We start from the raw sequence: 26,216 nt of genomic DNA on the forward strand, positions 1-26,216 counted from the left end.
TTTCATTTCAATTATTTACTAAACAATGATTTCAATTTACCGAAAAATCCTGTTTTCCCTGTATCCATGGACATCAACGGCACAGATTCACCCAAAATGCGGCGTGCAATATTACGATAGCCTACAGCAGCCGGATTGGAAGGGTCCATCACGACAGGCTCGCCTTTATTGGAAGAAGAAATCACGTTTTCATCGTCTAAGACGATCCCTAGTAAGTCAATCGACAAATGTGTTGTGATTTCATTGACGTCAAGCGCGTCTCCGCTTTCCATCAAACGGCCTTTTATTCGGTTGATGATCAATTTTGGTGGTTCTATATCTTTTTCTGATTCTAGTAGTCCGATGATCCGATCTGCATCACGAACGGCAGAAATTTCCGGAGTCGTGACAACAATTGCCCGATCCGCTCCGGCAATGGCATTTTTATATCCTTGCTCGATGCCTGCAGGACAGTCGATCAAAATATAATCGTAATCCATTTTCAATTCTGTGATGAGTTTTTTCATCTGCTCTGGAGATACGGCGCTTTTATCCGTCGTCTGAGCAGCCGGCAATAAAAACAGACGATCATCAAAGCGCTTGTCTTTTACAAGGGCTTGATGTATCTTACAACGGCCTTCGACGACATCGACAAGGTCGTAAATAATCCGGTTTTCCAAGCCGAGAATAACGTCTAAATTTCGCAGACCGATATCTGTATCAATTAAACAAACTTTTTTTCCTTGTAATGCAAGGGCGGTGCCGAGATTGGCGGACGTAGTTGTTTTACCGACGCCACCCTTACCAGAAGTAATAACAATTGCTTCTCCCAAATTATATACCTCCTTTAAATGTAGCAAGGCCCGGACGTAAATGTCGGAGTTCTTGGAGGCGGTCAATCGCAATCTGCCCATTATCATGGATGTACGCACATTCCATTTCAGGATGTTCGGAAAGGATCGTCAATTCATCCGTCATCGTCTCCATTTTATCCGCAATTTTCAAATGCGTAGCCTCCAGCCAAGAAGCAGCTATCACGGCTTCCAAATTACCTTTGGCTCCCGCATGCGCTATGCCTTTCAGCCTACCCAAAATGTAAATACTCCCACCCGCAATAACTTGGGCATTTGGATTCACATCGCCAATAATGACTAAATCGCCAGCCGCCTTTACGATTTGTCCTGATCGAACAATCCCAATATAGGTTTCGGATTGCTTCTCGATCAGCTTTTGCTGACATTCTTCCAACGATATGACATCACTCTGAACCTTTGAAACTCGTAAATGAGGAGAATGATGAATGACCGAGAGAATGCTTTTCATGTCTTGTTCGTCACAATAACGGTGCCCTGTATGCAACTGCACTTCTGCAACGCCTTCGAGTCCGGTGCCCTGTACTTTTTCCTCCAGCTCTTCCAGCAGCTCGGAAAACGAACAATGGTCGTCCAGCCGAAGCACCAAGCCGTCTTTTGTTCCTTTTATGGTTACCATTTGTGATTTTGTCACCCACATCACCTCGCAATACTTAAAAACCAGCTTGTTTTTGAGAAAATCGTTTTAATGTAATTTGCTTAAACGTCCAGCCAAACATTACAATGAATATTGAATTGGCAATCACCGTCGGCACGAGTCGACTCGTCAAGAATTCATTGAAATCGATCGACGTGAGCGCGATCACGCTAGCAAAAAAGTACGAAAGAATTTCAAGCAAGACAATCATCACTAATGATAATACCATGACCGTCAATGTGTGCCGCTGAATTTGGCGGATCACCAACGTAGATAAATAACAAATGAGCGGGTACATAAAAGTGTATAGTCCAATAATATCAATGTGATACATATCATACAAGAGTCCAAGTATCAAACCATATAAAATGGCCCGCTGACGACTGTAATAAGCCGCAATGAAAATCAAGTAAACAATCAAAAATCTCGGAACGAATACAAATAATTCTCCGTTCTGTTCAATTGGCGAGAACAGACTAAAAATCGGCTCCAAGAAAAACAATACAACTGCAATGAGAGGGATGACGAACCGAGTCATGATTCATCGTCCCCCTCTGTGTCAGCAGAGCTGCCTCCATCCGTTCCATCCACGATAGTCGATGAACGTTTGGCAATCATCACGTGATCCAGCATGGAAAAATTAGCTGCTGGCCGAATGTACGCAAGCTTCGTAAGACCATAGTCATCCGTTGACACTTCCGTTATTTCGCCAATTAAAATACCTTTAGGGAAAATCCCGCCTAGACCAGAAGACGTGACCTGCATGCCTTTTTTCACGTCAAAGCTAGAGTCGATTCGCTTCATGATCAATTGACGTGATTGTCGGTCAAATCCTTCAATCAGACCGAAGATCTCTTCGTCTCCTGCAATCATTGCAGCTACGCGGAAATTGATATTTTCAGTTGATAGCAATTCCACTGTAGATGTGAATGGATTGGAAAGCACAACTTTCCCGATCAATCCTTGAGAAGTAATGACGGCCATATTGACTTCCACACCGTCCGTCGTTCCTTTATCGACAATCAGCTTATCTTCCCATTGATCTGGATTCCGTGAAATCACCGTTGATTGGATCGGCTCGTACGCTCGTAAATCATCCAGCTTATTGACGATCTCCCGCAATTTCACATTATCCGATTTCACATCGACCAGCTCGGCTTGCGTAGCCGCATACGCATCCAGTCGTTCCTTCAATCGTTTGTTTTCTTCGTATGTATTAAGCATCGTATCAATATTTTCAATAATCCCCGTAACAAAATGAGCCGGTTTCGTGAACATTGACTGCCCGAAACCGACAACATCCTTCACTACTTGCTCCGGTAAATTTGAATGATCCCGGTCACGAAGTGAGAATGCAATTAATGCCACAAGGACGATTACTCCTACTAATAAAATGATTAATCGTTTATTGGAAAAAAAACGTGGCATTGCCTACATCTCCTCCAATTATTTTACTTGCATTTTTTTGATAACTTCTAAGTTATCTAATGCTTTTCCGGTACCCATAGCCACACAGTCCAATGGATCTTCTGCGATAAACACAGGCATATTCGTTTCATCCGAAATAACCTTGTCCAAATTGCGAAGCATCGCGCCCCCGCCTGTCAAGACGATTCCGCGTTCCATCACGTCTGAAGATAATTCAGGCGGAGTAGTTTCCAGTGTCTTTTTCACACCTTCAATAATCTGCAAAATAGATTCGCGCAACGCTTCGACAATTTCTTCTGAAGAAATTTCCAATGTTTTCGGCAGACCCGTCAATAGGTCACGACCGCGAATATCCATCTTTTCCGCTTTTACTGCATCTTTAGCGGAACCGATCTCAATTTTGATCGCCTCTGCCGTACGCTCACCGATCGTTAAGTTGTACGTCTTGCGAATATAGCTGATAATCGCTAAATCCATCGTATCCCCACCGACGCGGATTGATTCGCTCGTTACAATACCGCCAAGTGAAATGACTGCGACTTCTGTCGTACCGCCACCTATATCGACGACCATACTGCCCGTTGGTTCCCAAACCGGCAAATTTGCTCCGATTGCTGCCGCAAAAGGCTCTTCAATCGTGAATGCATCTTTTGCTCCTGCTTGACGTGCCGCATCAATGACTGCACGTTGCTCGACGGAAGTAATTCCGTATGGCACACAAATCATGACATTCGGCTTCTTCCATGAACCGCCGGAAGCCTTTGTTGCCTCTTTCATATAATGCTCAATCATTGCAGTTGTTGTTTCAAAATCCGCAATGACCCCGTCTTTCATCGGGCGAGTCGCCACGATGGAGCCTGGCGTACGTCCAATCATATTTTTAGCAGCACTACCGACTGCTACGATTTCATTTGTCACAGTGTTTTTAGCTACTACGGAAGGTTCCCGCAGCACAATACCTTTTCCTTTGATAAAGACCAATGTATTGGCTGTACCCAGGTCGATTCCTACATCTTTAGTTCCGATTCCAAACAAATTAGTTCTTCCTTTCTGCATAACCGTCAACGGCCTTCTTAAAAGCATACACCACATTATAACGGAAAGGTAACTAAATTTACAGTGGGGTCTCACTAGAATGCAAAAAACACGAAAAAAGAGACCGATTTCCCCAGTCTCTTGCATGCATCTAACAGTCTATCATCCCTCTTAAATATATCCCTTATCCTTAAGGCTGATGAACTTTTGGTCGCCGATAATGATGTGATCAAGGACGTCTATTCCCATGATCGCCCCCGCTTCCATTAGTCGTTTCGTCACTTCGATATCCTCCCTGGATGGCGTCGTGTCGCCACTTGGGTGGTTATGGCTGATTATCATCGAAGCAGCCGAGCGTTTGAATGCTTCGCGGAACACCTCGCGCGGATGAACGATACTGGAGTTCAAACTGCCGATAAAAATCGTCTGCTTATGTAGCACTTCATTTTTGACATTTAAAAATAACGCGACAAAATGTTCCTGATTCAGTGAAGACATGTCCGTCATCAAATAATTGGCTGCATCCTCAGGTGAACGGATTTTATAACGGTCTTGCGGTGCTGTACGATATAAACGTTTGCCAAGTTCGGCCGCAGCCAAGAGCTGTACGGCCTTCGCCTCGCCAATCCCTTTTATCTCCGTCATTTCCTCCACCGTCAGCTCTTTCAAATCCTGTAGCCGGTCCAGTGTCGACAATACCCGATTAGCGAGCACTAAAACTGACTCAGAGCGCGTTCCGCTGCGTAATAAAATCGCCATGAGCTCTTGATTGGAAAGACTTCCTGCCCCTTCCCGGATCAAACGTTCACGAGGCCTGTCCGCTAAATGAACGTCACGGATCATCATTTGTGGTGCTAAATCAAGCGGCATTTCAGGCGTCACCTTCTTCTAAAAACAACCAATCTTCTTCTCGTAGACGCTCAACCAATTTTCCAATTGGCAGCCCGACGATATTTTGATAATCTCCGGCGATGATTTCCACAAACAGCATTCCTTCTGTTTGAATTCCGTAGGCGCCTGCTTTATCCGCAGCATCCCCTGACCGCACATATGCGTGAACCAGTTCCAAACCTAGCCGCCTGAACTTCACTTGTGACAAACTTGCGAACTGCAGCTTACGATTTTTCTCCAATACTGTTACGCCAGTAATTACTTCATGCGTCTGACCGGAAAGTTCCATCAGGAAATCGACCGCTTGCGCATCATTGGCGGGTTTCGGATACTGCCTGCCGTTCATCACGACAACCGTATCTGCTGCGATGATAATCGAGTCCGGTTCTTCTTCAAAAACTGCTTGCGCCTTTTGCTCAGATAAGCGAATCGCATAGAGATCCGGTTCTTCCGGGGTAAATGGTAAATCTTCTGCTACATGGCTCGGCTTCACCTCAAAATCGATTCCTGCAAGTTTTAACAGTTCTTTACGCCTTGGTGAAGAGGATGCGAGGATAATTGGTCTTGTACTTGTAAATTTCATTGGGAAAACCTCCTTTCCCATAGTGTACGCTATTGCACCCTTTTTGAAAAAGCAGCAAAATTGAATTTCGATCTGGATATTCGATCAAAATTGAATTTTGAAGCATGGGTCCTGACTCGAGTAGTGTGACAGCAAATGAAGTCGGGCAATGGAAGAATCCTTGGTGAATGCTGTGATAGCGGTCAATTTCTTCTCAAAATCCGACTCTTTTTTGGCATCGTCTTTCGCTTTGGATAATTTAATTTTCGATAAATCCTCCGCAAGTAACGCCTTTTTCACTTCATTGATGTCCGCCGTCTTGCACGTTCCGGGGGTAACTTGGATTTTCTTCTTAAATGCATCTTCTCCTTCTTTCAAGACCACTTGGCTTTCCTTCAGCCAGACCGCTCCCCAGATGTAGAACTGATCGCCTACTTGTATAATAGCCGTATTTGCCAAGGCGGGATTAGACGTGATAAATTCAGTCGCCGTCTCCTCACTTGAAAATACGCCATGCTGCTTAACGTACATTGGAATCGCCGTTCCATCCGCAGGTTTTTCTTCAGACTCCTCTGTATTCGGGCCGGATGTGGCAACAGTTTTAGACGGCTTTGCATCTTTCCCTCCAGTACTGAAAATTGTCAAACCAATGACTAAGACGGCCGCAAGACCAATTGCCACACCTTGCACCATCGCCCGAATCACTGTGAATTTTGAATAGGATTTGCGAAAATTCATTCTGCACTCACTCCACTTTTTTCTTCACTTTACCAAAGCAGACGCGAAAAAGGACAAGACTCTTGTCGTCTTGTCCTAGAACATTTTCTGATTCAGCTCAACAAACCCGTGTACCATCCGACAAGTTGCGTGCCGTAAAAATAGGCAATGAGTGCAGCAACTGCAATTGACGGCCCAAAAGGTACCGGCGTCTTGCGGCCCTGCTTGGTCTTTTTAAGAAAGATCATACCGACAATCGCGCCGATCAATGAAGCCAAAAAAAGCGTTAACAAGGTCTGCAACGTCCCTAGAACCAATCCAATCACTAGGAACAGTTTAATGTCCCCGCCTCCCATGCCGCCTTTCGACACGATCGCAATGAACAATAACAGACCAAAACCGACAATCGTGCCTAGCAAGCTATCCCACCAAGGTGTCAGCGGACTGAAAATGCGCATGATAAAAATCGCTACGCCGAAAGGCAAAAGGATTCTGTTCGGAATCAGCATGTATTTCAAATCAGATACCGTCAAAATGACCAGCAGCGAAATAAATAAAAGTGCCACGATCAGTTCGCGCTCAAAACCAAAGTGTAAATAGGCGAAGACGAACAATACCCCCGTCAGCAACTCCATGAGTGGATAAATCGCACTGATACGCTCTCCACAACCACGGCAATTGCCTTTAAGAAAGACGTAGGAAAATACCGGCACCAGGTCGGCAAGTGTCAAGCGGCGTTCACATGTCGTGCAATGAGAAGGCGGTGATACAATGGATTCCTTCATCGGCACACGCAAGCCAACCACGTTGAAAAATGAGCCGAACGTGATGCCGTAGAGGAAGAAAAACACGCTAATTAGTAGTTCCATAGACAGCCTCCTACTCCACGTTCTCGTCGCCGGTCATTTTATTGAGCGTTGTCGGATCTTCCTTTAATGCAGCAGGCGGAGCATCTATTTTCGGCGCTTCATTCTGTAGGTTGATTAGGTCTGGACGGAAGAAAGCATTAAAGGAGATAACCAACTCCATGGGTCCTGTTGCAACCTCTTCTTCAGTCTTTTCTGCTGTCGCTTTAAATTGAATGGATTCTACATTGAGAATCCTCTTCATCTCTTCGACTTCGTAAATGAACGTCTCCACTTGGTCGTATGTATCCGCAACCAATTCTACTTCCATTAGAACTCTCTCTACATTCTGCATTTCTTCCGGCATGTCTTGAAATTCCGGCACTTCTTTAGAAAATACGATTCCGTGTACTCTGCTTCCTGATTTCACTTCTGCTTTTTCAATTTGCAGAAGAAGAGCATCTTCCAGCGGTATGACGGGTACTTTCTGCTGAAGAGGCCGGGAAGTGAAGGTTTTATCTGGATCCTTATTCGCCAACTGTTTTCGCAAAGCAAACAATGTATCCCGCTCTGTAGATAATTGCAGCGCAGCTTGATCACGTTGTTCTTTTGTCGGCAAATAGAGCGTATATACGGAATAGAATGCGAGCGCGATAAAGAAAATGGAAGCTAAAACGACAAGCCCGATCTCCATCTGTCGTTTTGTAAAGTATTTACTCAACTACGCCGCCTCCTTCCTTTTCTTCGTTCTCCGAAGGCTCCGCTTCATCTAGAGGCAGTTCTTCCGACTGATCAATTGCATCATCCGGTTCAACTATGGCGTCCGTCTCCGTCTGAGCTCGTTCATCGAGGAATTGAACGAAATATCTAGCGACGTAGCGCGGCAGCACATCTGCGCTCAATTCTTCCTCTGTCAGCTCTACTGTCTCTACTAATTCAAAGGTCGCTCCATTGATCAATGAAGAAGCTTTCATTCTCGTCAAATAATGAGCAGCTTCCGACACATCATCGAACTGCACATCGAAGGTCGCTTCATTCGGTGAGGTGAACGTGAACTCCGAAAAGAATCCTCGCTCAGGTAATGCGTGTACAAGCTCCTGAAGAAGCGGAACTGTTTTATACTGATACCCTTCAAGCCACTCTACCGTTGCGGCGAGCTGAGCTTTCTCCTGGCCAAATGAAGAAGGCCGAAGCTGTGAGGTGACATCTTCTTGTTGTTTCTGCACTTCAAACGCTTGCTGTTGAAGTGATTGGGCTTCATCGTCATTTTTTTGCGCAAGCCAAAAAAGAACAGCCCAGCTGATAAGTGCGGCTGCGAGAATTGTTATCGCCACCCATAACCATGTGGACCGTTCTTTTAACTTCTCTGGCAGCAAATTTATATCGACTAACATACTTCACCTACACCTCTTCCTTCAGCGCAAGACCGATCGTCCGATGAAACTCTGCAGAAACCGCAGAACCGTCCACGCATGTAATCGGCTCCTTCACTAAAGGAAGCGTTTCGATCGCCAGACGCTCCCGCACCATCTGCAGCAACTCGTCCTGTTGTCCATATGATCCGTTCCACAGGAGATGCGTGATCGACACTTCATTTTCCGCCAAATTAAAACGATAGAAATTCGCCAGTTTTTCAAGTTCCATAACAATAGTTAACGGCTCCACGCGGTGTTCATTCATTTCTTCACCTGTTGTCATACTAAGCGGCACTTCCAATTCCATCGACCGGATGAACAAAGGGAAATGGCTGAAGAATATGGACACCGTCAAACTGCGGCCCCGTAAATCCGCAAGTAGAATATGCTCTTCACCTGAAAACCGATGCGAATGAAACGCCAGCCGATACAACGAAAGCGGCGCGATGTCCGACACTACCGGCACGAGTTTTACCGCTTCGAGAACATCCTCATAGGTTTGCATGACACTTTCCTTCGAGGCAATCAAAATGGCTTCATGCTGGGCAGTATTTGCTGTATAAGGCACAACATCGAATACCGGATCATCAAATGGTAAATAAATGGTGGAACCAATTTCGATGAAGAAATGTCCTTTCAATTCCTCGTCTTCTACTGTTTCAGGATAAGCCACTCGTCGGATGATGACGTATGCATCAGGCGCAAGGAACGCCACGTCTCGCTTTGTCAGGTTCCAATCTTTCACTGCCTCAGACAATATTTGTTCAAGCGCAGGCTGATCCGCAATCCGGCCTTCTTCCATGACATCCGGCGGCATAGGAAGTTCTTGTGCCATTTCCAGCACGAGCGGATCTCGAGACTTAATACGCACATGACGGATTGCGTCTTCATCAATTGTTAAAGATGCCGTACGTTTTTTACGACCGAATAAAGAAATGGGACGCGAAAGTTTTTCAAGAATAGACATAGGCGGCTCCTTTCGGACAAGCAATAGCAAGCATTCAACTATCAATGATTTTCACTGCTGTTTAGTTAGGCTAAGTATAGCAAATGGACTGCGAGAAGGAAAGATTCATAGCGAAATGTGCTTATTTATCGCACTTATTTATTAATTAGCATTTTACAATGGTTCCATATCTCTGCATTGTTCTTTTCCAACCTTTAATTCCGTATCGCTTTTCTCTATCATTTCACGTGTGGCTTTACGGAATTCTACTTTATTTTTTCCAGAGTACGCCATTCCGCAAATCCAAGATGGCTGAGCATCTGCAACATAAAGTGAATCATTCGCCAAGCCTTCATCGTCTAAATAGCCTTCTTCGATAAGTGTAGGGACACCGACAGACTTAATGTAGCCATCCGGACTTTCATAGTCGACAAAATATAGATTTGCAGCATCAATCAGCATAAGTGCATTCGCCTTTTCCGCTTTAATTCGAGATTTTTCCATGATGTTGGAGATTGCAGGAATAGCTACGGCTGCGATAATACCAAGAATCACTATGACCGCTAGTAATTCGATAAGCGTAAGACCTTTTTTGTCTTCCAACAATTTTTTCTTAGTTTCTCCTCCTAGCACACGAAGTGAATATATGTCTTCACTTTCAAGAAATACTGAGAGTTAACCCTTTTAGCGTTTTGGCTTCATTTTCCTAAGTTTGCGTTTAATTAAATACAAATTATTAAGTTTACAAAAAGACCCTAAAGAGAATAATATCTTTAGAGTCTGATTTCAATATGAAGTCTGGTTTTAATATAAAATTAGATTAACAAGTTATCTGACAAGGTTCTGAATTTTGTAGTGGACAGGTACCTTACCTATGAACAACGTCCTGGTTGTTCGGAGGTCTAGTAACTCTTTCTCCCTTGTAACAATAATCTACAGCTTTAACGAGTTATAGTTAATTTCCCGGAAGTTTTAGTACCTACCTCGTTAATTTCTTTGTTGGTTGCAGCCGCAAAAGCCACTGTCACACCTTTATTTGCCGCAGTCCCTGTAATAGTATTACCTGTTGCTGCCTTTGTAACTACTGCTGCTGTCGCTCCCTCTTTAGCTGCAAACCCGCCAGCATCTTCTAGGAAACCATCAGTGTTTAGGACTTCCTGTGTTACCGTCGTCCCATCCTTACTACCATTCTCAGTAAAATACATCTGCGCTGCAGCCAACACATTCTGTCCATCAGCTTTCAAGGCATTAACCTTTGAATTCGTAATAATATTCCCAATAGCCGGCACCGCAATCGCTGCAATAATCCCCAAAATAACAATTACCGCAAGTAACTCCACCAACGTCAAACCTTTTTCATTTTTCAATTTCTTTTGTAGAAACTTTTTCATGTAGTTTCCTCCTCTTTCTCACTTACTCTATGAATATAGTATAGCAGACGATTTAGGAAATTAACACTAGTAAACTCAAAAAAACACATATTCTACAAAAAATATTACAAAATGCATTACAAACTATCTATTTGTTCAAACATACTAAACATCGGGATCATAATTGCCAAGACGATAGTCCCTACTATTGCAGCCAGAATAACAATCATAATCGGCTCTATGAGCGCCTTTAATCGGTCTGTTGCTGCTTCTACTTCCTTCTCATAAAAGTCCGCAACTTTCGCTAACATAGAGTCTAAAGAACCAGTTTCTTCACCTATCGCAATCATATGCGGAATTAACGGAGGAAATGCCCAGTGATTCATCATCGGCTCTGTTAATGATCCTCCGCGTTCCATTGATTGTCTGGATTGACCAACCACTCTTGAGATCACTTCGTTTCCTATGACTCGCTCCGTCATGGTAAGCGCCTGTAGAATCGGTACCGAGCTCGAAAACATCGAACTGAGTGTACGTGTCATCATTGCCAGTGAGGATTTTTTGACGATATTTCCGAATATAGGCATCCTCAATAAAAAAGAATCTAACATATATTTTCCTTGCGGATTGTTTCGCAACAATAGAACACCCACTACACTAGCTGCCACCAGCAACACCAACAAATACCAATAATTTTGCATCCAATCACTCGCTGCAAGCACAAAAAGCGTCAACCAAGGCAATTCCCCTCCGATACTATCGAACATATCGACAAACATCGGAACAACGAATGACAATAGGAAAATCACAACGCCGAGCGCCAAAATGCCTACAACAACTGGATAAGCCATAGCAGACGTTACTTTCTGTCTAGTTCGGTAAGCTTTCTCGAAATGATCTGCCAACTGATCGAGCGATTCATCGACTGTCCCGGAAACCTCCCCTGCACCAACCATATTCAAAATCAATGGTTCAAACGCTTTCGGATGCTTTGCCAATGCGTCGGATAATGGTGTTCCGGTACGCAAGTCCTCCTGCACGGCGTTTAAAATCTTCCTAAATGCAGGCTGTTCAACTTGCATGGCCAAAATTCGAACAGCGTCCACAATCGTTACTCCAGCCTGCAATAAAGTGGAAAACTGACGCAAGAACATGATCAATTGTTCTCGTTTGACAGGACTACCGATTGTGATGTCTTTTGTCAAAACAGTTTCTTTCTGCTCCACAATACTTACGACACGAATGCCTTGATTCTTTAATTTTACCGCCGCATCTCGTTTATTCGTAGCTGTGATCGTGCCGCGACGGATCGATTTCGCGTCACGCCCTTCATATGTAAAACGCGTCACGGTCAATCATCTCCTTGCAAGTATGGTATCGCGACCTCATACGAGATGATGCCTTGCTCCATGAGGCTTTTGACCGAATGATCCATCATATGCATACCGAGCGCACGATTCGTTTGGATGACGTTCGGAATCTGATGTACTTTTTCAGAACGAATCAAATTTGAAACAGCTGGATTGTTGATCATAATTTCTGTAGCGGCACGTCGACCGTCTTTATCCATCGTTTGAAATAAACGCTGCGAAATAACCGCTGTCAACACACCCGCCAGCTGAACACGAATCTGTGCCTGTTGTCCATGCGGGAACACATCGATAATCCGGTCGATTGTAGAAGCTGCACTCCAAGTATGCAAGGTTGCAAGCACCAAGTGACCGGTCTCCGCCGCAGTAATCGCTGTGGAGATCGTCTCCAAATCTCGCATTTCACCAACTAGAATGACATCTGGATCTTGACGCAATGCTGCACGCAATCCATCCGCAAACGAAAGTGTATCAAAGCCAACTTCACGCTGGTCAATAATCGATGCACCGTGATCATGCATATACTCAATCGGATCTTCCAACGTAATAATATGCTTTCTCATCGTTTCATTCATATAACGTATCATTGCGGCAAGTGTTGTAGATTTCCCTGAACCTGTGGGACCTGTCACTAAAATAAGTCCTTGCGCTGTACCCGAAAGATTCTTTAACGTCTCTGGCATCTGCAGATCGTCGATAGTCGGAATTTTCGTCGGAATGGTCCGGAATGCCAATGATATCGCTCCGCGTTGCTGGAACGCATTGACCCTGAAACGTGATACATCTGAAATTTCATACGAGTAGTCGATCTGACCCGCCTCTTTAAAGTCTGGAACCACTTTTTCAGGAATTGTTTGATAAGCGATCTCTCGTGTATCTTCTTCCGTCAATGGAGTTTCACCATAACGTTTTAAATCTCCATGAACACGAAAGACTGGAGGTACGCCAACAGTCAAATGAATATCAGAAGCCTTCATTTGAAATGCTTCAGTTAATAATTGATCAATACGTATCGGCATCACACACACCCCTATTCAATCAAGGCCACTCGCAACACTTCCTCAGTAGTTGTAATGCCCTGCTTTACTTTATCTAAACCATCATCAATCAAGAAAATCGTATCGCCTTTTTCAGCAATATCCCGCAATACACTTGGCGAGGCATTGCGATTGATTGCATCGCGCATCTCGGCATTGATGATCAACACTTCATGAATCGCAATTCGTCCTCTGTATCCCGTCATATTACACGCCGCACAGCCAGCTCCTCGATTGATTTCCTCAATCTCCATGCCACGCCGAGCAAAAATCTCTTTCTCACGAGTTGTAGCTGGCTGACGTGTCCCACAATCTCGACACACTCTCCGAATCAAACGTTGTGCGACTATCGCATTTAATGAAGCCGTCAACAAGAATGGCTCTACCCCCATATCAAGCAACCTCGAAATGGAAGCCACAGAATCATTTGTATGAATCGTACTGAGCACTAAATGCCCTGTCAACGAAGCGCGAATCGCAATTTCTACAGTCTCTTTATCACGGATTTCACCAACCATGACGATATCCGGATCTTGCCGCAAAATGGAACGTAAGCCGGCCGCAAAAGACAAGCCCACTTTAGGATTCACTTGGATTTGATTGATGCCTTCGAGCTGATACTCAACCGGATCTTCTATCGTGATAATATTGACCTCTTCATTATTCAGACGATTCAGCGAAGCATACAATGTGGAAGACTTACCCGAACCCGTCGGACCTGAAATCAAAATAATGCCGTTAGGCTTTTCGATTTCTTCTAAAAAGCGCTGTAAATTCGTATGGCCAAAACCTAGCTTGGCCAAATCGTTCAGCGAGCTGCTTAAATCCAATATCCTCATAACAATTTTTTCACCAAAGACGGTAGGTAAAGTAGATAAACGGATGTCGATCGGTCTAAAATCGATGGTTACTTTAATACGGCCGTCTTGGGGAATACGTGATTCGGTAATATTCAAATTGCCCATGATCTTAATCCGCGCAATGAGTGTAGACTGCAAATGTTTCGGCAAGACGCGTTCTGTCTGCAATTTACCATCGATACGGAAACGAATGACCACTTGGTGTTCTTGTGGATCGATATGAATATCACTTGCTTTCATTGAAACAGCACTTGAAATGATTTGATTGACGAGACGGACTATTGGCGAGTCGTTGTCAACCAATTCTTCCTGCTGTTGTTGCTGTTGCTGATCTTCTGGTTCTTCAAAAGTCAGATCTTCGAATAGTTCATCATCATAGTATCGAGTGATCGTTCGAGTAATATCGTCTTTTGAAGCGATCGCTGTTTCGATATGGAAACCAGTCGAGAGACGTAAATCTTCAATTGTATTGTAATCCATTGGGTCCGCCATCGCGACGAATAATTTATCGCCATCTTTCTTTAGCGGCACAATCATTTTTTGCTTAGCCAATCCTTTTGGCACGATATTGAAGAGTTTCGGGTCAAACGGATACCTGTATAAATTGACGTGCGGGATTCCAAGCTGGAACTCCAACACTTCAATCAGCTGTTGCTCAGTAATGTAGCCACGCTGCAATAACGCATCACCAAGTCGTTGTTCTCGCGGTTTGTCTTTCAACGTACTCATTAGCTGTTCATCAGACAATAAACCCGATTCTATTAATAAATCCCCGAGACGTTTTCTAGTACCAGCCATCTAAATCCTCCTTCATCAATCGATCGGATTCCCATTTTCATCGAACTTCATAATATTTCCGCCTTTGTCGTAAATGATTTTATCGTCTTCTTTTCCGCCAGCGGAGCCTCCTGAAGCATTAGAGTTTAAAGAAGGATTTCCTGGAGGTGTCCCGGTTCCTGAAGTATTACTTTCAGAATTGCTTGGGTTCTTACTTGTATTGTCCGATCCCGAACTGTCTGGATTTGCGCTGTTTGATTCCGAGCTACTATTCCCATCCTGATTTGTGTTGTCAAAGGGATTCTCAGCCTGAACCAAATGATGGCGTTCAATTCTTGGTTGAGGCACGTAGAAATCAACAGACACGTCTTCATACTCTTCAAGCGAACCGTTCAGCAACACTTTTCGTTTTACTGTTGCTTCCAATCCCTTTTTTCCCACCTCCAACGTTTCCACACTACCTGGAGAAACAAATGCACTGTAGCGAATGACCGTTTTGGGCTCATATGTGGTCAATTTCTCCACTTCCGGTTCGTATGTACGGACAAAAGGTAGCCCTTCTATCGTCAACTCCAATTGAGAGTTTGTCCACTTCGTATGAATGGTAAAACTAGTTTGATTCGGATTCGAAAATATAAAATCCAAACCAAGCTGACGATTAATCGCCGCCTCAAACCCTGGCTGGACTTCAGCTGTCAGTTCACTGCTGATGTTACGTTCATCAATAATCCAGTTCGTTTGAAGGGCCGCCGTGTATAACATCGAGGCCATGATCGTCAACTGTTCATCACTCGCACTGGCCGATTCTTTTCCTTCCAAAATCTCCATAAAAGAAAAAGTGGTATTTGGTTGAATTTCAGTACCATTCAGATCTTCCATAATCAGGCGTAACCCTTTTGGTAATTCATTGATTGAATAGGTTGAAGAAGCCAAAGTTTGTGTTTGTGAATATAAATTCGGGACATACTCCGGCAAATGAATGCGCTGTGGCATAATCCCGCTGCGCACATATTCTTCTATTTTAGTAGCGACTGTATCTACTTCATCTTCAGAGAATGCCAGCGAATCAAAATTCTGCTTCAAGACCGTTCGCAAACCATCTCGCGATACACTCGCAATTAACGAATTATCCTGCCCTGAAGCAGCCTGACTTAACGTGGAATCGACATCAAACGTAACGACTTCTGAAGGTACCTCCACGGACTCATCCTGCACAAGCAATTCCACCGCGAGATTCTGTTCCAGATCGGAAAAATCCGCCGCGAGTTTTTCCTTTGCTTTCTTACGACTTAGTTTCGATATATCAAACGGTCCAACATATGTGTGCTTCCCGAAGCGTTTGATGTTTGAGAAAAAGCCATCGCCTGCGTAGGTGTCTTGGACAAATAGGGTGGAGAGTGCTAGGAGTGCGGCTGCCCATAGTAGGGTTATTGTGTATAGTTTTGGTTTCATGTAAGTTATCACCCTTTACCGCTTAATTTCGATGAAGTTTATTTTAATATGTTACATTCTCAAGGTTCGGTTTATAGTCCTCCCATTTAATGTCTGCGTCAGGCGCCTGAGGAACTTCCGGCTTCTGTAAACCATCAGTAGGCTGCTTGGGGTCATCAAGCTTTAAATAAAATTTACACGTCTCTTCGAAATCTTGTTTAGACAGTTTAATTATGTCCTTTCCGGTATGGCTTGAACTATTAACGTAATAAATTTTACTATTTTGCATATTTAAATCCCGAACTTTGAAAGTCTCCGCACAAAATTTGCTGTTCTGTAAATTCAATGCCCCAATATCCGCAACACTTGTACGTAACGATGAATCTTGAATTTCAATCTTAACCGGAGATCCAAACTTCCCACCTATCGATATATTTGCACCTCGAAATTTAGAAGGAGTGTTTATTTGTAAATAATCACCTATTGAAATTTCTGATTTTTTTATATCCAATACTTGAGGAGAATTTAAATATGAACCAATAATCATTTTAGTATCTTGAAAATCTGCTCCCGAATTTAATTGTAGATATCTTCCTATTGCCAACTGTGAATTCTTGGTATAAAGCTTTGAAGGGGCATTTAATTCTTCTCCTATTTTCAAATTGGAGTATTCTAGAATTCCGCCACTGTTAAATTTCATCATTCCTCCTACTGTCAGGTGGGTTCCCTGAATAGTAACCAAATTAGGTGAGTTAAAATCTAAACCTACTTTCATAACTGAATCTTGAATTTTATTATTTTGACTGCTTTGATATCCAAACATTCCTCCAATTGTAATATTCGATTTTTGAAAATCTATAGAACCTGATTCAGCAAAATTTCCACCGATGTAAGTTGTTGAATCTTGTAATTTTGTATTTCCATGCTTACTTAAATTTCCCTTCACATAAAAATTTGAATCTCGAATGTCAAAATAACTACCACTAGTCATATTAGCCATACGGAATGTAGAATCTTCAATTTTAACTGACTTCCAACCGCTGTAATCTCCATTTAAGTATACTAATGATTTTTTTGTAATATATTCCAAATCTGATGTTTTATTGGTAAGGAATAGGCAATTTTCATTTTCGATTTTCACTGTGTTTTTGCAAATGTCTTTTGGTATTAAAATATCATCAAATCCATTTGAATTATCATCTTCATCTAAATTACCATCTACTAACAATTCAATATTCGGGATATAGAAAGCTAGAACAAAAGCTAAATCTTTTTGATTATCCACATTCTTTTGCTTACCTAGCGCCTTTCCAGTCAAAGTAATTTTTGTCTGTCCATTCTCAAGATTCTGCTCAGAAATTAAAGGAGTAATAACATTTTCTCTACCCGGGACTGTAGATTCGATAAGTAAAATATGCTCATAATCATCAGACATGTCATAAGTGTTATTTTGTTGTTTCAGATCAATCCGACGAATAATATCTATCAAATTATCTATCACTCTATCAGCCAATTTTTCTTGGATTTCATTATAATCTATAGAAGTTTTCTTTTTATCAATCATATCCTGTACAGCATTTTTTAAAAGATTTGTTAACAAGCTATTTAATTCTTTTTCGTCATACGCTTTCTTTAATTCAAAAGAATAATAATCTATCCCAGACTCTGCTGCCACAATGGCTAAGTTGTTATTATCCATTGTTTTTTCTTGCGCAGCATTATTCAACGCTCCACGCATAAATACAGCTGTTATTATAGTAATAAAAACAATTGCAAATAAAACGATAATTAACGCATAACCCTTTTCATTTTTCTGATACACCATCACGTTAACCCCTTTCTTTCGTTTCATTTGTTTCAATTTAGTTTTCTGTTTTATAACGAGAAATTACAGTTGTTATCTCAACAAATCTTTTAACTCTTACAGGATCTGTTACTTTAAAGCTTGTAAGGATTAAATCTTTTGTCGTTGGCGTTTGTTCTTCATGGTCTATTTTGGGTAGATAATCAAATTGATTACTGACCACACCGTTATAAGATTCCTTTGGTATATCTTTATCTTCCATGCAATTATCAACTCTTACTTCATTCTGACTAATCGTTAAATCATACGTAAAACAATTTCTATGAACTTGCTGAAGTTGTGAGATGATATAGTTAGCTTCTTGTTGAAGTCGCAAATTTGAAGTCTCAGAGATATTAAATTGAGAGGCTATAGAAATAGTTGTCCAAATCACGGCAGCCACTAAAGAAAGAAGAACCAGCGTCGCTAACACTTCAACTAACGTCATTCCTTGCTCATTTTTTTTCATAGTGGTCTCTCCTCTAATCCAATACTATATATCCAAATGACTCACTAACTATTTTTTCTTCTTTTTTCACTTCTATATGAATTTTATATAAGTCCGTTTTACGATCGGGGTTATTCTCACTATTATTGCATTTTTGATTATTAAACTCGCTATCTTCTCTAGGAGAACAAATCACTTCTATGAAATAATCTTTATTACTTCGAGTATATCTCTCAGACACCTGATTTGCATTTGTTGGCATTAATTCATAATCGGTCGGTAAGGATGGTGACGCTTCTCTAAAATCAGCCAAAACCTTTTTTGCCAAATTCATCGTTTCCAACTTAGTTTCAGTTCGATTATTCATATTATTCATCTGAGGGAAAATCGTCATAAAGCCAATAAATACAATACCCAGGATCACCAAAGCAGCCAATATCTCAACCAATGTCATTCCTTTTTCATTGTTTGTTTTCATGACGCCCCTCCTTTTCTTTCCGGATCTATTGATTCCACATTATAACCTAGATCTAAATGCCTTATTACTCTAACTTAAGATTAATATTCAAAGTTTATTAAGTCTATTGTCTCATTAAACCACTCAATAAGTAAAGAGAGCCTACAACAACTTTTATGTACTTTTCGTTATTAATTAAAACCACATCTTCTGAAGAAATCAATTGGCCATGCTTAATCGGACACACCGCCTGCAAATCCTCCGCTCTCGCAGCTTGCGGGTGCGGAAAATCAACAAACGTAAAGTTATTAGCAAGTGGCGCTAAAATCTTTAAAGTCTCTTCATAATCCTTCGTCTTCAGCATCCCCACTACCCAGTCCACCTTCTCACCAGGGAACTCTTCCTCTATCGTTCGAACCAGCATACGAGCAGCTGCCGGGTTATGTGCGCCATCTATGAACACGCCTTCCCTAATTTCTTGGAAACGAAACGGCAACTGTACATTCTGAATGGCTGTGGCTACATTTTCCTGTTCTAAGGAAACTCCTGCTTGCAGTAAAGCTTCCAATGCCACTGCATGATTAATCGCCTGATGCGGCCCTTTCATTCTTCTAATCGGAAGATCAAAATTCTGCATACCTTTAAAAGTTTCAATTTCTTCGTTGGCCATTCTAAAATCTCGTCCATAGACAACTAACGGACTTCCTTTTTGATTGGCTTCAAATTCGACTATTTCTTTCGCGTCTTTCGGCAACTTGCCAATTACTACCGGCACACCCGGCTTAATGATACCCGCCTTATGCGAGGCGATTTCTGCTACTGTATTACCGAGAAACCCTGTATGGTCAAGCGCAATTGAAGTAATAACAGAGACTAATGGAGTTGCAACGTTCGTACTATCTAGCCTTCCACCCATTCCCGTCTCGAGCAATATATAGTCTGGTGCAGCATTTCGAAAAGCCAGAAACGCCGCCACTGTCAATAATTCAAAGTCCGTTAATGTCCCACTTAGACCGGCACTGTTCATTTCCTCAAACACAACGGACAGTTCCTCAGATGAAATCTGCACGCCATTCAACCGAATCTGATCATGCAAATCGACAATAGCAGGTGAAGAAAACACACCGGTCGTGAATCCATGCTCTTTCAACACGGCTTCCATCACCGCGATCGTCGAGCCTTTACCGTTCGTGCCTGCGACATGAATAATCTTCAAATCTTTTTCAGGATGACCAACTTTCGCAAGTGCCTCTTCCACTGCCTCAAGTCCCGGTTTAATCGCGTCATCGCTCTTTAATTCAAATTGTTTTTTATATTCATCAAGTTTTGGAATCAAAGGAATTCCTCCTGTGCTAATATTAAGATATAACTTTATTATAGCAAAGGTGGCGTAGGGATTGAAAAGTTGTTGGGTGATCTATAACGGCAGTTTGACGAGCGATAAATTTGCCGATCAAGCGCATTTGATACAAGAAGCGGCAGAACGCGCAGGGGTGCAGGCTACGATACTGAAAAACTATGAACTTCCAATGAATTTGCAAAAACCGATTCAAAATCCTCCTGACTTCGTCGTGTTTCTCGATAAAGATACGCTGCTCGCAAGTTACCTGAAGCAAGCGGGCATCCCAATATTTAACGATCCAGATGTGATCGAGACATGCGACAATAAAGCAAAGCAGTATTTAGAACTCGCAAACACGGGGATTCCAATGCCAAAGACCATCATCGCACCGAAAGTGTATGCGAACTTCACCATCCGTGACAGCGGCTATTATGAGCGAGTGCTTGACGAACTCGGCTTGCCGATGATCATCAAGGAAGGTCATGGTTCATTCGGCATGAAGGTTTATTTGATCGAGTCAGAAGAAAGTTTTTATGAAAAAGTCGATGAATTGCGCGGAGTGGATTACGTATTCCAAGAGTTCATTGAAACGAGCAGAGGAAGAGATTTGCGTGTTAATATCGTGGGAGATACGGTCGTCGCTGCGATGTATCGGTATTCAGAGACCGATTTCCGTGCGAATATCACGAATGGCGGGATAGCCGAAGTCGTGGATCTGACAGCCGAGCAGGAATCGCTGGCCTTACGCGCAGCAAAAGCTGTCGGCGCAGAATTTGCGGGCGTCGATTTACTGTATGGGGCGAATGATGAACCGCTCGTCTGTGAAGTGAATGCCGCAGCGCACATCCGTAATATCTATACGGTTACAGGCATCAATGTGGCAGATGCAATGATTGAATACATATTGGGGGAAATTCAATGAAAGGCGCAGTCTATTACAGCTTGGCTGAGGCTGAGCGAAATCATGCGTTTATTAAGGACTTACAAAAAGAAGCGGAAAATCTTGGAATCTGTCTTGAATTGCTGACAAAATATCCAGCCGAACCGCTTGATTTCATTTTATTCCGAGACCGCAATCCACTAGTGGCAAGCGAATTGGAACAGGCCGGCTATCGCCTATTCAACAGATCCACTGTACAAGAAATTGCAAATGATAAATTAAGAACATTCGAATTGGCTACCGTTCTCGGTATACCCGTAGTGCCGACTTTTCGGGCAGATCAACAACTTCCAAAAGTGCCGCTAGTACTTAAAACACGAGGGGGGCATGGTGGCAGCGAGGTATTCCTCTGCCATTCCCAAAAAGAAATAGCGGAGTTGTTTAGCCGCTTTGATCAGCAAAAACTAATCGCCCAGCCCTTTATCGATTCCGATGCACAAGACGTCCGTGTGTTTATGCTTGGTGAAGAAGTGCTTGGAGCTGTAAAACGAGCAGGTCCAGTAGATTCATTCAAATCCAATTTTACGCTCGGTGGGTCAGTGGAAAAGTATTCGCTCGACTCAGCACAGAAGAAACAAGTTCAGACCATCTCACGCGCTATTCGCAGCGATTATATTGGAATCGATTTCCTGCTGCCTGCTGAAGGCGGCTGGTTGCTCAATGAAATTGAAGATCCTGTTGGGGCACGTTCTCTGTATGCGACACATGATTTTTCAGTTGCAGAAAAGCTGTTGCATTACATAAAAGAGCGATTGGAAGTGTAAATGCTTTATGAGCGCCAGCCAGGTGGTTATGAGCGCGGTGACAGAGTTTATGATCGCAAACCGGGTGGCTATGAGCGCGACGACACGTTTTATGATCGCAAACAAGCGGCCTATGAGCGCAAAGACGTGCTCTATGAGCGTCCGCACATTATCCATGAAAAAAAGGCTGTCCTGAAAGTCATATTCAATGACCAACAGGACAGCCTAAGTTTATTCCAAATTAAATCTCTTTCAACTCCGCAATGCGTCGTTCAACCGCCGCGCGTTTCTCCAGGTAGTCCTGTTCTTTCGCACGTTCTTCTTCAACAACTGCTGCAGGAGCTTTCGCTGTAAAGCGTTCATTGGACAATTTCCCTTGAACTCTCTTTACTTCGCCTTCCCATTTGCCGAGTTCTTTCGTCAAACGAGCCAATTCCTCGTCGATGTCAATCAAACCTTCAAGCGGTAAGTAAAGCTCAGCGCCAGTCACAACAGCTGACATCGTTTTGCCTGGTACATTTACACCTACACCGATTGTCAATGTTTCTGGATTACAGAAGCGCTCGATATACGCACGGTTGTCTTCCAACACTGCGACCGTCGCTTCATCTTTCGCGGAAATATACAAATCGACTTTACGGCTCATCGGTGTATTTACTTCCGAGCGAATATTGCGCACTGCATGGATGATGTCCATCAACAACTTCATATGTGTTGCACGAGACGCGTCAGACAATGCCGTGTCTACTTCCGGCCATTTCGATACCGTGATCGACTCCCCTTCATGCGGAAGGTTCTGCCAGATTTCTTCTGTGATGAATGGCATCAATGGGTGCAATAGACGCATCGTGTTATCGAGAACATATGCGAGAACCGAACGTGTCGTTTTCTTCGCTGCTTCGTCTTCACCATACAATGGAAGCTTCGCCATTTCGATATACCAATCACAGAAATCATCCCAAATAAAGTTGTACAACGCACGACCCATCTCACCGAACTCATAACGATCTGCAAGGCTTGTCACTTGTTCGATTGTTTCATTCAGACGAGTTAAGATCCACGCATCTGCAACAGATTTTTCCCCTGTCAGGTCGATTTCTTCGTATTTCATTCCATCCATATTCATCAATGCAAATCGAGATGCGTTCCAAATCTTATTGGCAAAATTCCAGATTGCTTCGACTTTTTCAGTGGAGTAACGTAAATCCTGTCCTGGTGAAGAACCCGTCGCCAAGAAATAGCGCAATGCATCTGCACCGTATTGATCGATAACGTCCATTGGATCGACGCCGTTACCAAGGGATTTAGACATTTTCCGTCCATCTTCCGCACGTACGAGTCCATGGATCAAAACATCCTTGAATGGACGTTCTCCCGTGAATTCTAGAGCTTGGAAAATCATGCGAGACACCCAAAAGAAGATAATATCATATCCTGTAACTAGGGCAGCGTTCGGGTAATATTTCTTGAACTCTTCGCTGTCGACGTCCGGCCACCCCATTGTCGAGAACGGCCATAGAGCGGAAGAGAACCAAGTATCGAGCACATCGTTGTCCTGTGTCCAATTGTCCGCATCAGCCGGCGCTTCCTGACCAACGTATACTTCACCTGTCGTCTTATGATACCAAGCCGGAATTCGATGTCCCCACCAAAGCTGACGTGAAATACACCAGTCGTGGATGTTTTCCATCCAGTTCAAATAGGTCTTTTCAAAACGTTCCGGAACAAATTGAACTTTTTCTTCTTCATTTTTCTGTAATTTGACCGCTTCTTCTGCTAGCGGCTGCATCTTGACGAACCATTGTGTCGATAAATACGGCTCTACGACCGCTCCACTTCGCTCAGAATGTCCAACCGAATGCATATGATCTTCTATTTTGAATAAAACTTCCATCTCCTGCAAATCCTTGACGATTTGCTTGCGGCACTCAAAGCGATCCATGCCTTCATACTTACCCGCCAGTTTATTCATCGTACCGTCTTCGTTCATCACAAGCACTCTTGGCAAGTTATGACGATTCCCCACTTCGAAGTCGTTCGGATCATGGGCAGGTGTAATTTTCACCGCACCGCTTCCGAAGTCCATTTCGACATAGTCGTCCGCTACGATCGGAATTTCACGGTCAACAATTGGCAACTTGACCATTTTCCCGATCAAATGCTGATAACGCTCATCATCTGGATGGACCGCAACCGCCGTATCTCCAAGCATCGTTTCAGGACGCGTTGTTGCGATTTCGATATGTCCTGTGCCATCCGTCAATGGGTAACGCATATGATAGAATGCGCCCTGAACGTCTTTATGGATAACTTCAATATCAGATAACGCAGTTTTAGTGGCAGGATCCCAGTTGATAATATACTCACCGCGATAAATCAATCCTTTTTTATACAGCTTGACGAACACTTCACGAACAGCTTTAGAAAGCCCTTCATCTAATGTGAATCGCTCACGTGAATAATCCAGTGCCAGTCCTAGCTTTGCCCATTGTGCACGGATGTGGTCGGCGTATTCTTCCTTCCACTTCCATGTTTCCTGTACGAACTTTTCACGCCCTAGATCATAGCGCGATACACCTTCTGAACGAAGCTTTTCTTCTACTTTCGCTTGTGTCGCGATGCCTGCATGGTCCATTCCAGGCAACCATAATGCATCGTAACCTTGCATACGCTTCATTCGAATGAGCATATCCTGTAACGTCGTATCCCAAGCGTGCCCCAAATGAAGTCTGCCTGTAACATTCGGCGGCGGGATGACAATCGTGTACGGTTCTTTCTCACTTGTCACATCGGCTTCAAAGTAGTTTCCTTTCAACCACCAGTCGTAGCGTCCGTTTTCCACTGCTTGCGGATCGTATTTTGTCGGCATCGTTAGTTCATCTGTCATTTCAGTTCCTCCTTAAGGTAAAAAAAGGGATACAAAAAGCCCCGTCCATCCCGGTTAAAGGACGAAGGAGCTCGTGGTACCACCTTTATTTATGAACGCTAAAAAAAGCATGCATCTTAATGAATCAGTAACGGCTTTCACCGGTTCCTGCTACTCGTTTTTCACAGAAACTGCTCATAGGGGACTTTCCATCTGTAGTTTACAGGTACGTTCCACCTATCGTACCCTCTCTAGAGAAAACTTTGCACATGTACTTTCCTATTCTTCGCATCTTTATCCTTATCACCCATTATTATATGGGAAGGATGCCATAACCGTCAAGTTTTACTTTAGACAAACAAGAAAGGAGGGTGTGCATTGCGAAAAGGATATAATCCATATTTGCTGCCACCTTGGCTTCGGAAGACAAGGTTTTATTGCAAAGGAGTCATATTTCCGCTCACTGTGTTTCAATTAATCCGTTTGCTGATCGTGCCAACGACCGGGGATTTTTTACTATTCTGTCTCCTCGCTAGTCTGTCGTTCTGCTTCTACAAAAATATTATTTGAATGGAAGATCTTTCTCGTCACATCGTCATCCAATTCGGCGATGTATAAGAGAAAGTCTTCCATTTCTTTTTCGACGTTTTCAACTGCTTTATCCGCGTTGGCTAAAAACTCTAAATGGGAAGTTGATTCAATTGCTGTTTGTACAGGCTTCTTCGATTCAACCGCTATCTCTTCTACAATCTCCTCTTGTGCCTCAGCTATTTCCTGTAAATTTACAGACCATTCCAAACGCAGACCACCGTCTTCAAGCTGCGCAGCACGCACTCCTTCCACATTCAATTCAAGAGGACCCGCAATATCGCCGGGTAAGTCCACATTTAACGGCACCGCATATTCAAAGTAACCTGCACCGTTCTCCACTTCTACATCATCAATTACCAATCGATCCTCAGCAGACAATTCTACAAGCTTGTCTTGGTCAAATGTAACATTCGCTGCAATATGATAGATCCCTTGCAATCGGATCGCTTCCTCCGTACGGTCTTCCGTGTAGCCAGGTGTTACTTTCACTTCAACTGCTTCCGAAAAAGCACCATATTCAGTAGGAAAATAAAACGTTTCATTCAACGTCCATTGATGATTAGTCAATCCGCTTCACTCCTTTTCTTAACTCAGGCTACTATATGAAGCAAACGAAAAGAATAGAAGTACTACCAGCGAAAAAAGTAGTATAAATCATTGAGAACGCACCAAACCTAGTGAGAACCGAACCAATTCACCACCGTACCGCACCAAAGCCGCAGGCAACCGAACCAAAGCTCAATCAATCCGAGCGAAAACCCTATCACACCGCACCAATCCCACTTCGCCTCACGGAAAAAACGCTGAGCGGATG

At 43.2% G+C, this 26,216-nt stretch carries 26 protein-coding genes and 1 other annotated feature; of the genes, 2 read left to right on the forward strand and 24 right to left on the reverse strand.

The features are described from left to right. Positions 1-11: 11 nt before the first annotated feature. From minD to B5D59_RS02880, 22 genes are all read right to left on the reverse strand, one after another. Positions 12-812: a septum site-determining protein MinD gene (minD, locus tag B5D59_RS02775; RefSeq protein WP_040759193.1), complete on the reverse strand. Its 801-nt coding sequence runs from the start codon at positions 810-812 to the stop codon at positions 12-14. A 1-nt stretch (position 813) separates the two neighbouring features. Then, positions 814-1,491 carry a septum site-determining protein MinC gene (gene minC / locus B5D59_RS02780; protein ID WP_078816763.1) on the reverse strand — a complete coding sequence of 226 codons (678 nt, stop codon included), beginning with the start codon at positions 1,489-1,491 and terminating at the stop codon, positions 814-816. Positions 1,492-1,504: 13 nt separating this feature from the next. After that, positions 1,505-2,026 carry a rod shape-determining protein MreD gene (gene mreD, locus B5D59_RS02785; RefSeq protein ID WP_078816764.1) on the reverse strand — a complete coding sequence of 174 codons (522 nt, stop codon included), beginning with the start codon at positions 2,024-2,026 and terminating at the stop codon, positions 1,505-1,507. Further along, the gene (gene mreC, locus B5D59_RS02790; protein ID WP_078816765.1) at positions 2,023-2,916 is read right to left on the reverse strand and encodes a rod shape-determining protein MreC; all 894 of its coding nucleotides are present in this window, start codon (positions 2,914-2,916) and stop codon (positions 2,023-2,025) included. The genes mreD and mreC overlap by 4 nt, the downstream gene beginning before the upstream one ends. A gap of 18 nt (positions 2,917-2,934) precedes the next feature. Continuing rightward, on the reverse strand, positions 2,935-3,951 hold the full coding sequence (locus B5D59_RS02795; RefSeq protein ID WP_040759197.1) for a rod shape-determining protein: 1,017 nt from the start codon (positions 3,949-3,951) through the stop codon (positions 2,935-2,937). A gap of 171 nt (positions 3,952-4,122) precedes the next feature. Continuing rightward, complete coding sequence (gene radC / locus B5D59_RS02800; RefSeq protein ID WP_009497491.1) at positions 4,123-4,821, reverse strand: RadC family protein; 699 nt, start codon at positions 4,819-4,821, stop codon at positions 4,123-4,125. Position 4,822: 1 nt separating this feature from the next. Next, entirely contained in the window at positions 4,823-5,425 is a 603-nt protein-coding gene (locus B5D59_RS02805) for a Maf family protein (protein WP_176132477.1), read from the reverse strand. A gap of 84 nt (positions 5,426-5,509) precedes the next feature. After that, complete coding sequence (locus tag B5D59_RS02810) at positions 5,510-6,142, reverse strand: hypothetical protein (protein WP_078816767.1); 633 nt, start codon at positions 6,140-6,142, stop codon at positions 5,510-5,512. Between the two features lie 92 nt (positions 6,143-6,234). Further along, complete coding sequence (locus B5D59_RS02815; RefSeq protein WP_078816768.1) at positions 6,235-6,990, reverse strand: prepilin peptidase; 756 nt, start codon at positions 6,988-6,990, stop codon at positions 6,235-6,237. 10 nt (positions 6,991-7,000) lie between these two features. Next, entirely contained in the window at positions 7,001-7,687 is a 687-nt protein-coding gene (locus B5D59_RS02820; protein WP_078816769.1) for a hypothetical protein, read from the reverse strand. Next, positions 7,680-8,360 carry a PilN domain-containing protein gene (locus B5D59_RS02825; protein ID WP_078816770.1) on the reverse strand — a complete coding sequence of 227 codons (681 nt, stop codon included), beginning with the start codon at positions 8,358-8,360 and terminating at the stop codon, positions 7,680-7,682. Before B5D59_RS02825 ends, B5D59_RS02820 begins: the two co-directional genes overlap by 8 nt. Before the next feature lie 7 nt (positions 8,361-8,367). Then, a complete protein-coding gene (gene pilM, locus B5D59_RS02830; RefSeq protein WP_078816771.1) occupies positions 8,368-9,348 on the reverse strand; it encodes a type IV pilus biogenesis protein PilM in 981 nt (326 codons plus the stop codon). A 153-nt stretch (positions 9,349-9,501) separates the two neighbouring features. Beyond that, the gene (locus B5D59_RS02835; RefSeq protein ID WP_245799431.1) at positions 9,502-9,933 is read right to left on the reverse strand and encodes a type II secretion system protein; all 432 of its coding nucleotides are present in this window, start codon (positions 9,931-9,933) and stop codon (positions 9,502-9,504) included. Between the two features lie 335 nt (positions 9,934-10,268). Then, complete coding sequence (locus B5D59_RS02840) at positions 10,269-10,718, reverse strand: type II secretion system protein (protein ID WP_078816773.1); 450 nt, start codon at positions 10,716-10,718, stop codon at positions 10,269-10,271. Positions 10,719-10,834: 116 nt separating this feature from the next. Then, complete coding sequence (locus B5D59_RS02845) at positions 10,835-12,046, reverse strand: type II secretion system F family protein (RefSeq protein ID WP_078816774.1); 1,212 nt, start codon at positions 12,044-12,046, stop codon at positions 10,835-10,837. 2 nt (positions 12,047-12,048) lie between these two features. Next, positions 12,049-13,086 carry a type IV pilus twitching motility protein PilT gene (locus tag B5D59_RS02850; RefSeq protein ID WP_078816775.1) on the reverse strand — a complete coding sequence of 346 codons (1,038 nt, stop codon included), beginning with the start codon at positions 13,084-13,086 and terminating at the stop codon, positions 12,049-12,051. 11 nt (positions 13,087-13,097) lie between these two features. Next, complete coding sequence (locus tag B5D59_RS02855) at positions 13,098-14,762, reverse strand: GspE/PulE family protein (RefSeq protein ID WP_078816776.1); 1,665 nt, start codon at positions 14,760-14,762, stop codon at positions 13,098-13,100. Positions 14,763-14,777: 15 nt separating this feature from the next. Then, entirely contained in the window at positions 14,778-16,193 is a 1,416-nt protein-coding gene (locus tag B5D59_RS02860) for a VanW family protein (protein WP_078816777.1), read from the reverse strand. Positions 16,194-16,236: 43 nt separating this feature from the next. Continuing rightward, entirely contained in the window at positions 16,237-17,997 is a 1,761-nt protein-coding gene (locus B5D59_RS02865) for a hypothetical protein (protein ID WP_078816778.1), read from the reverse strand. 37 nt (positions 17,998-18,034) lie between these two features. Next, positions 18,035-18,484, reverse strand: coding sequence for a PilW family protein (locus B5D59_RS02870; protein WP_078816779.1), 450 nt, complete (start codon positions 18,482-18,484; stop codon positions 18,035-18,037). A 13-nt stretch (positions 18,485-18,497) separates the two neighbouring features. After that, positions 18,498-18,941, reverse strand: coding sequence for a type II secretion system protein (locus tag B5D59_RS02875; protein ID WP_078816780.1), 444 nt, complete (start codon positions 18,939-18,941; stop codon positions 18,498-18,500). Positions 18,942-19,044: 103 nt separating this feature from the next. After that, positions 19,045-20,256: a bifunctional folylpolyglutamate synthase/dihydrofolate synthase gene (locus B5D59_RS02880; RefSeq protein ID WP_176132478.1), complete on the reverse strand. Its 1,212-nt coding sequence runs from the start codon at positions 20,254-20,256 to the stop codon at positions 19,045-19,047. Between the two features lie 61 nt (positions 20,257-20,317). Between B5D59_RS02880 and B5D59_RS02885 the strand changes: the two genes are divergently transcribed. Then, positions 20,318-21,184: an ATP-grasp domain-containing protein gene (locus B5D59_RS02885; RefSeq protein ID WP_078816782.1), complete on the forward strand. Its 867-nt coding sequence runs from the start codon at positions 20,318-20,320 to the stop codon at positions 21,182-21,184. Beyond that, positions 21,181-21,966: an ATP-grasp domain-containing protein gene (locus B5D59_RS02890; RefSeq protein WP_078816783.1), complete on the forward strand. Its 786-nt coding sequence runs from the start codon at positions 21,181-21,183 to the stop codon at positions 21,964-21,966. Before B5D59_RS02885 ends, B5D59_RS02890 begins: the two co-directional genes overlap by 4 nt. Positions 21,967-22,186: 220 nt before the next feature. Here the strand turns inward: B5D59_RS02890 and B5D59_RS02895 are convergent, their stop codons facing one another. Then, positions 22,187-24,832: a valine--tRNA ligase gene (locus B5D59_RS02895; protein WP_078816784.1), complete on the reverse strand. Its 2,646-nt coding sequence runs from the start codon at positions 24,830-24,832 to the stop codon at positions 22,187-22,189. 54 nt (positions 24,833-24,886) lie between these two features. Beyond that, positions 24,887-25,107: a binding site (T-box leader), on the reverse strand. Between the two features lie 220 nt (positions 25,108-25,327). Further along, a complete protein-coding gene (locus B5D59_RS02905; protein WP_078816786.1) occupies positions 25,328-25,969 on the reverse strand; it encodes a hypothetical protein in 642 nt (213 codons plus the stop codon). Positions 25,970-26,216: the final 247 nt, after the last annotated feature.

Source organism: Sporosarcina newyorkensis (assembly GCF_900167515.1).
Lineage (GTDB): Bacteria > Bacillota > Bacilli > Bacillales_A > Planococcaceae > Sporosarcina > Sporosarcina newyorkensis.

What these genes read in the sequence shown, in the direction of transcription:
- minC (WP_078816763.1), bottom strand. Translation starts at nt 1,491, where the DNA reads ATGTGGGTGACAAAATCACAAATGGTAACCATAAAAGGAACAAAAGAC.
- mreD (WP_078816764.1), bottom strand. Translation starts at nt 2,026, where the DNA reads ATGACTCGGTTCGTCATCCCTCTCATTGCAGTTGTATTGTTTTTCTTG.
- mreC (WP_078816765.1), bottom strand. Translation starts at nt 2,916, where the DNA reads ATGCCACGTTTTTTTTCCAATAAACGATTAATCATTTTATTAGTAGGA.
- radC (WP_009497491.1), bottom strand. Translation starts at nt 4,821, where the DNA reads ATGCCGCTTGATTTAGCACCACAAATGATGATCCGTGACGTTCATTTA.
- B5D59_RS02805 (WP_176132477.1), bottom strand. Translation starts at nt 5,425, where the DNA reads ATGAAATTTACAAGTACAAGACCAATTATCCTCGCATCCTCTTCACCA.
- B5D59_RS02810 (WP_078816767.1), bottom strand. Translation starts at nt 6,142, where the DNA reads ATGAATTTTCGCAAATCCTATTCAAAATTCACAGTGATTCGGGCGATG.
- B5D59_RS02815 (WP_078816768.1), bottom strand. Translation starts at nt 6,990, where the DNA reads ATGGAACTACTAATTAGCGTGTTTTTCTTCCTCTACGGCATCACGTTC.
- B5D59_RS02825 (WP_078816770.1), bottom strand. Translation starts at nt 8,360, where the DNA reads ATGTTAGTCGATATAAATTTGCTGCCAGAGAAGTTAAAAGAACGGTCC.
- pilM (WP_078816771.1), bottom strand. Translation starts at nt 9,348, where the DNA reads ATGTCTATTCTTGAAAAACTTTCGCGTCCCATTTCTTTATTCGGTCGT.
- B5D59_RS02840 (WP_078816773.1), bottom strand. Translation starts at nt 10,718, where the DNA reads ATGAAAAAGTTTCTACAAAAGAAATTGAAAAATGAAAAAGGTTTGACG.
- B5D59_RS02850 (WP_078816775.1), bottom strand. Translation starts at nt 13,086, where the DNA reads ATGCCGATACGTATTGATCAATTATTAACTGAAGCATTTCAAATGAAG.
- B5D59_RS02855 (WP_078816776.1), bottom strand. Translation starts at nt 14,762, where the DNA reads ATGGCTGGTACTAGAAAACGTCTCGGGGATTTATTAATAGAATCGGGT.
- B5D59_RS02860 (WP_078816777.1), bottom strand. Translation starts at nt 16,193, where the DNA reads ATGAAACCAAAACTATACACAATAACCCTACTATGGGCAGCCGCACTC.
- B5D59_RS02865 (WP_078816778.1), bottom strand. Translation starts at nt 17,997, where the DNA reads ATGGTGTATCAGAAAAATGAAAAGGGTTATGCGTTAATTATCGTTTTA.
- B5D59_RS02870 (WP_078816779.1), bottom strand. Translation starts at nt 18,484, where the DNA reads ATGAAAAAAAATGAGCAAGGAATGACGTTAGTTGAAGTGTTAGCGACG.
- B5D59_RS02875 (WP_078816780.1), bottom strand. Translation starts at nt 18,941, where the DNA reads ATGAAAACAAACAATGAAAAAGGAATGACATTGGTTGAGATATTGGCT.
- B5D59_RS02890 (WP_078816783.1), top strand. Translation starts at nt 21,181, where the DNA reads ATGAAAGGCGCAGTCTATTACAGCTTGGCTGAGGCTGAGCGAAATCAT.
- B5D59_RS02895 (WP_078816784.1), bottom strand. Translation starts at nt 24,832, where the DNA reads ATGACAGATGAACTAACGATGCCGACAAAATACGATCCGCAAGCAGTG.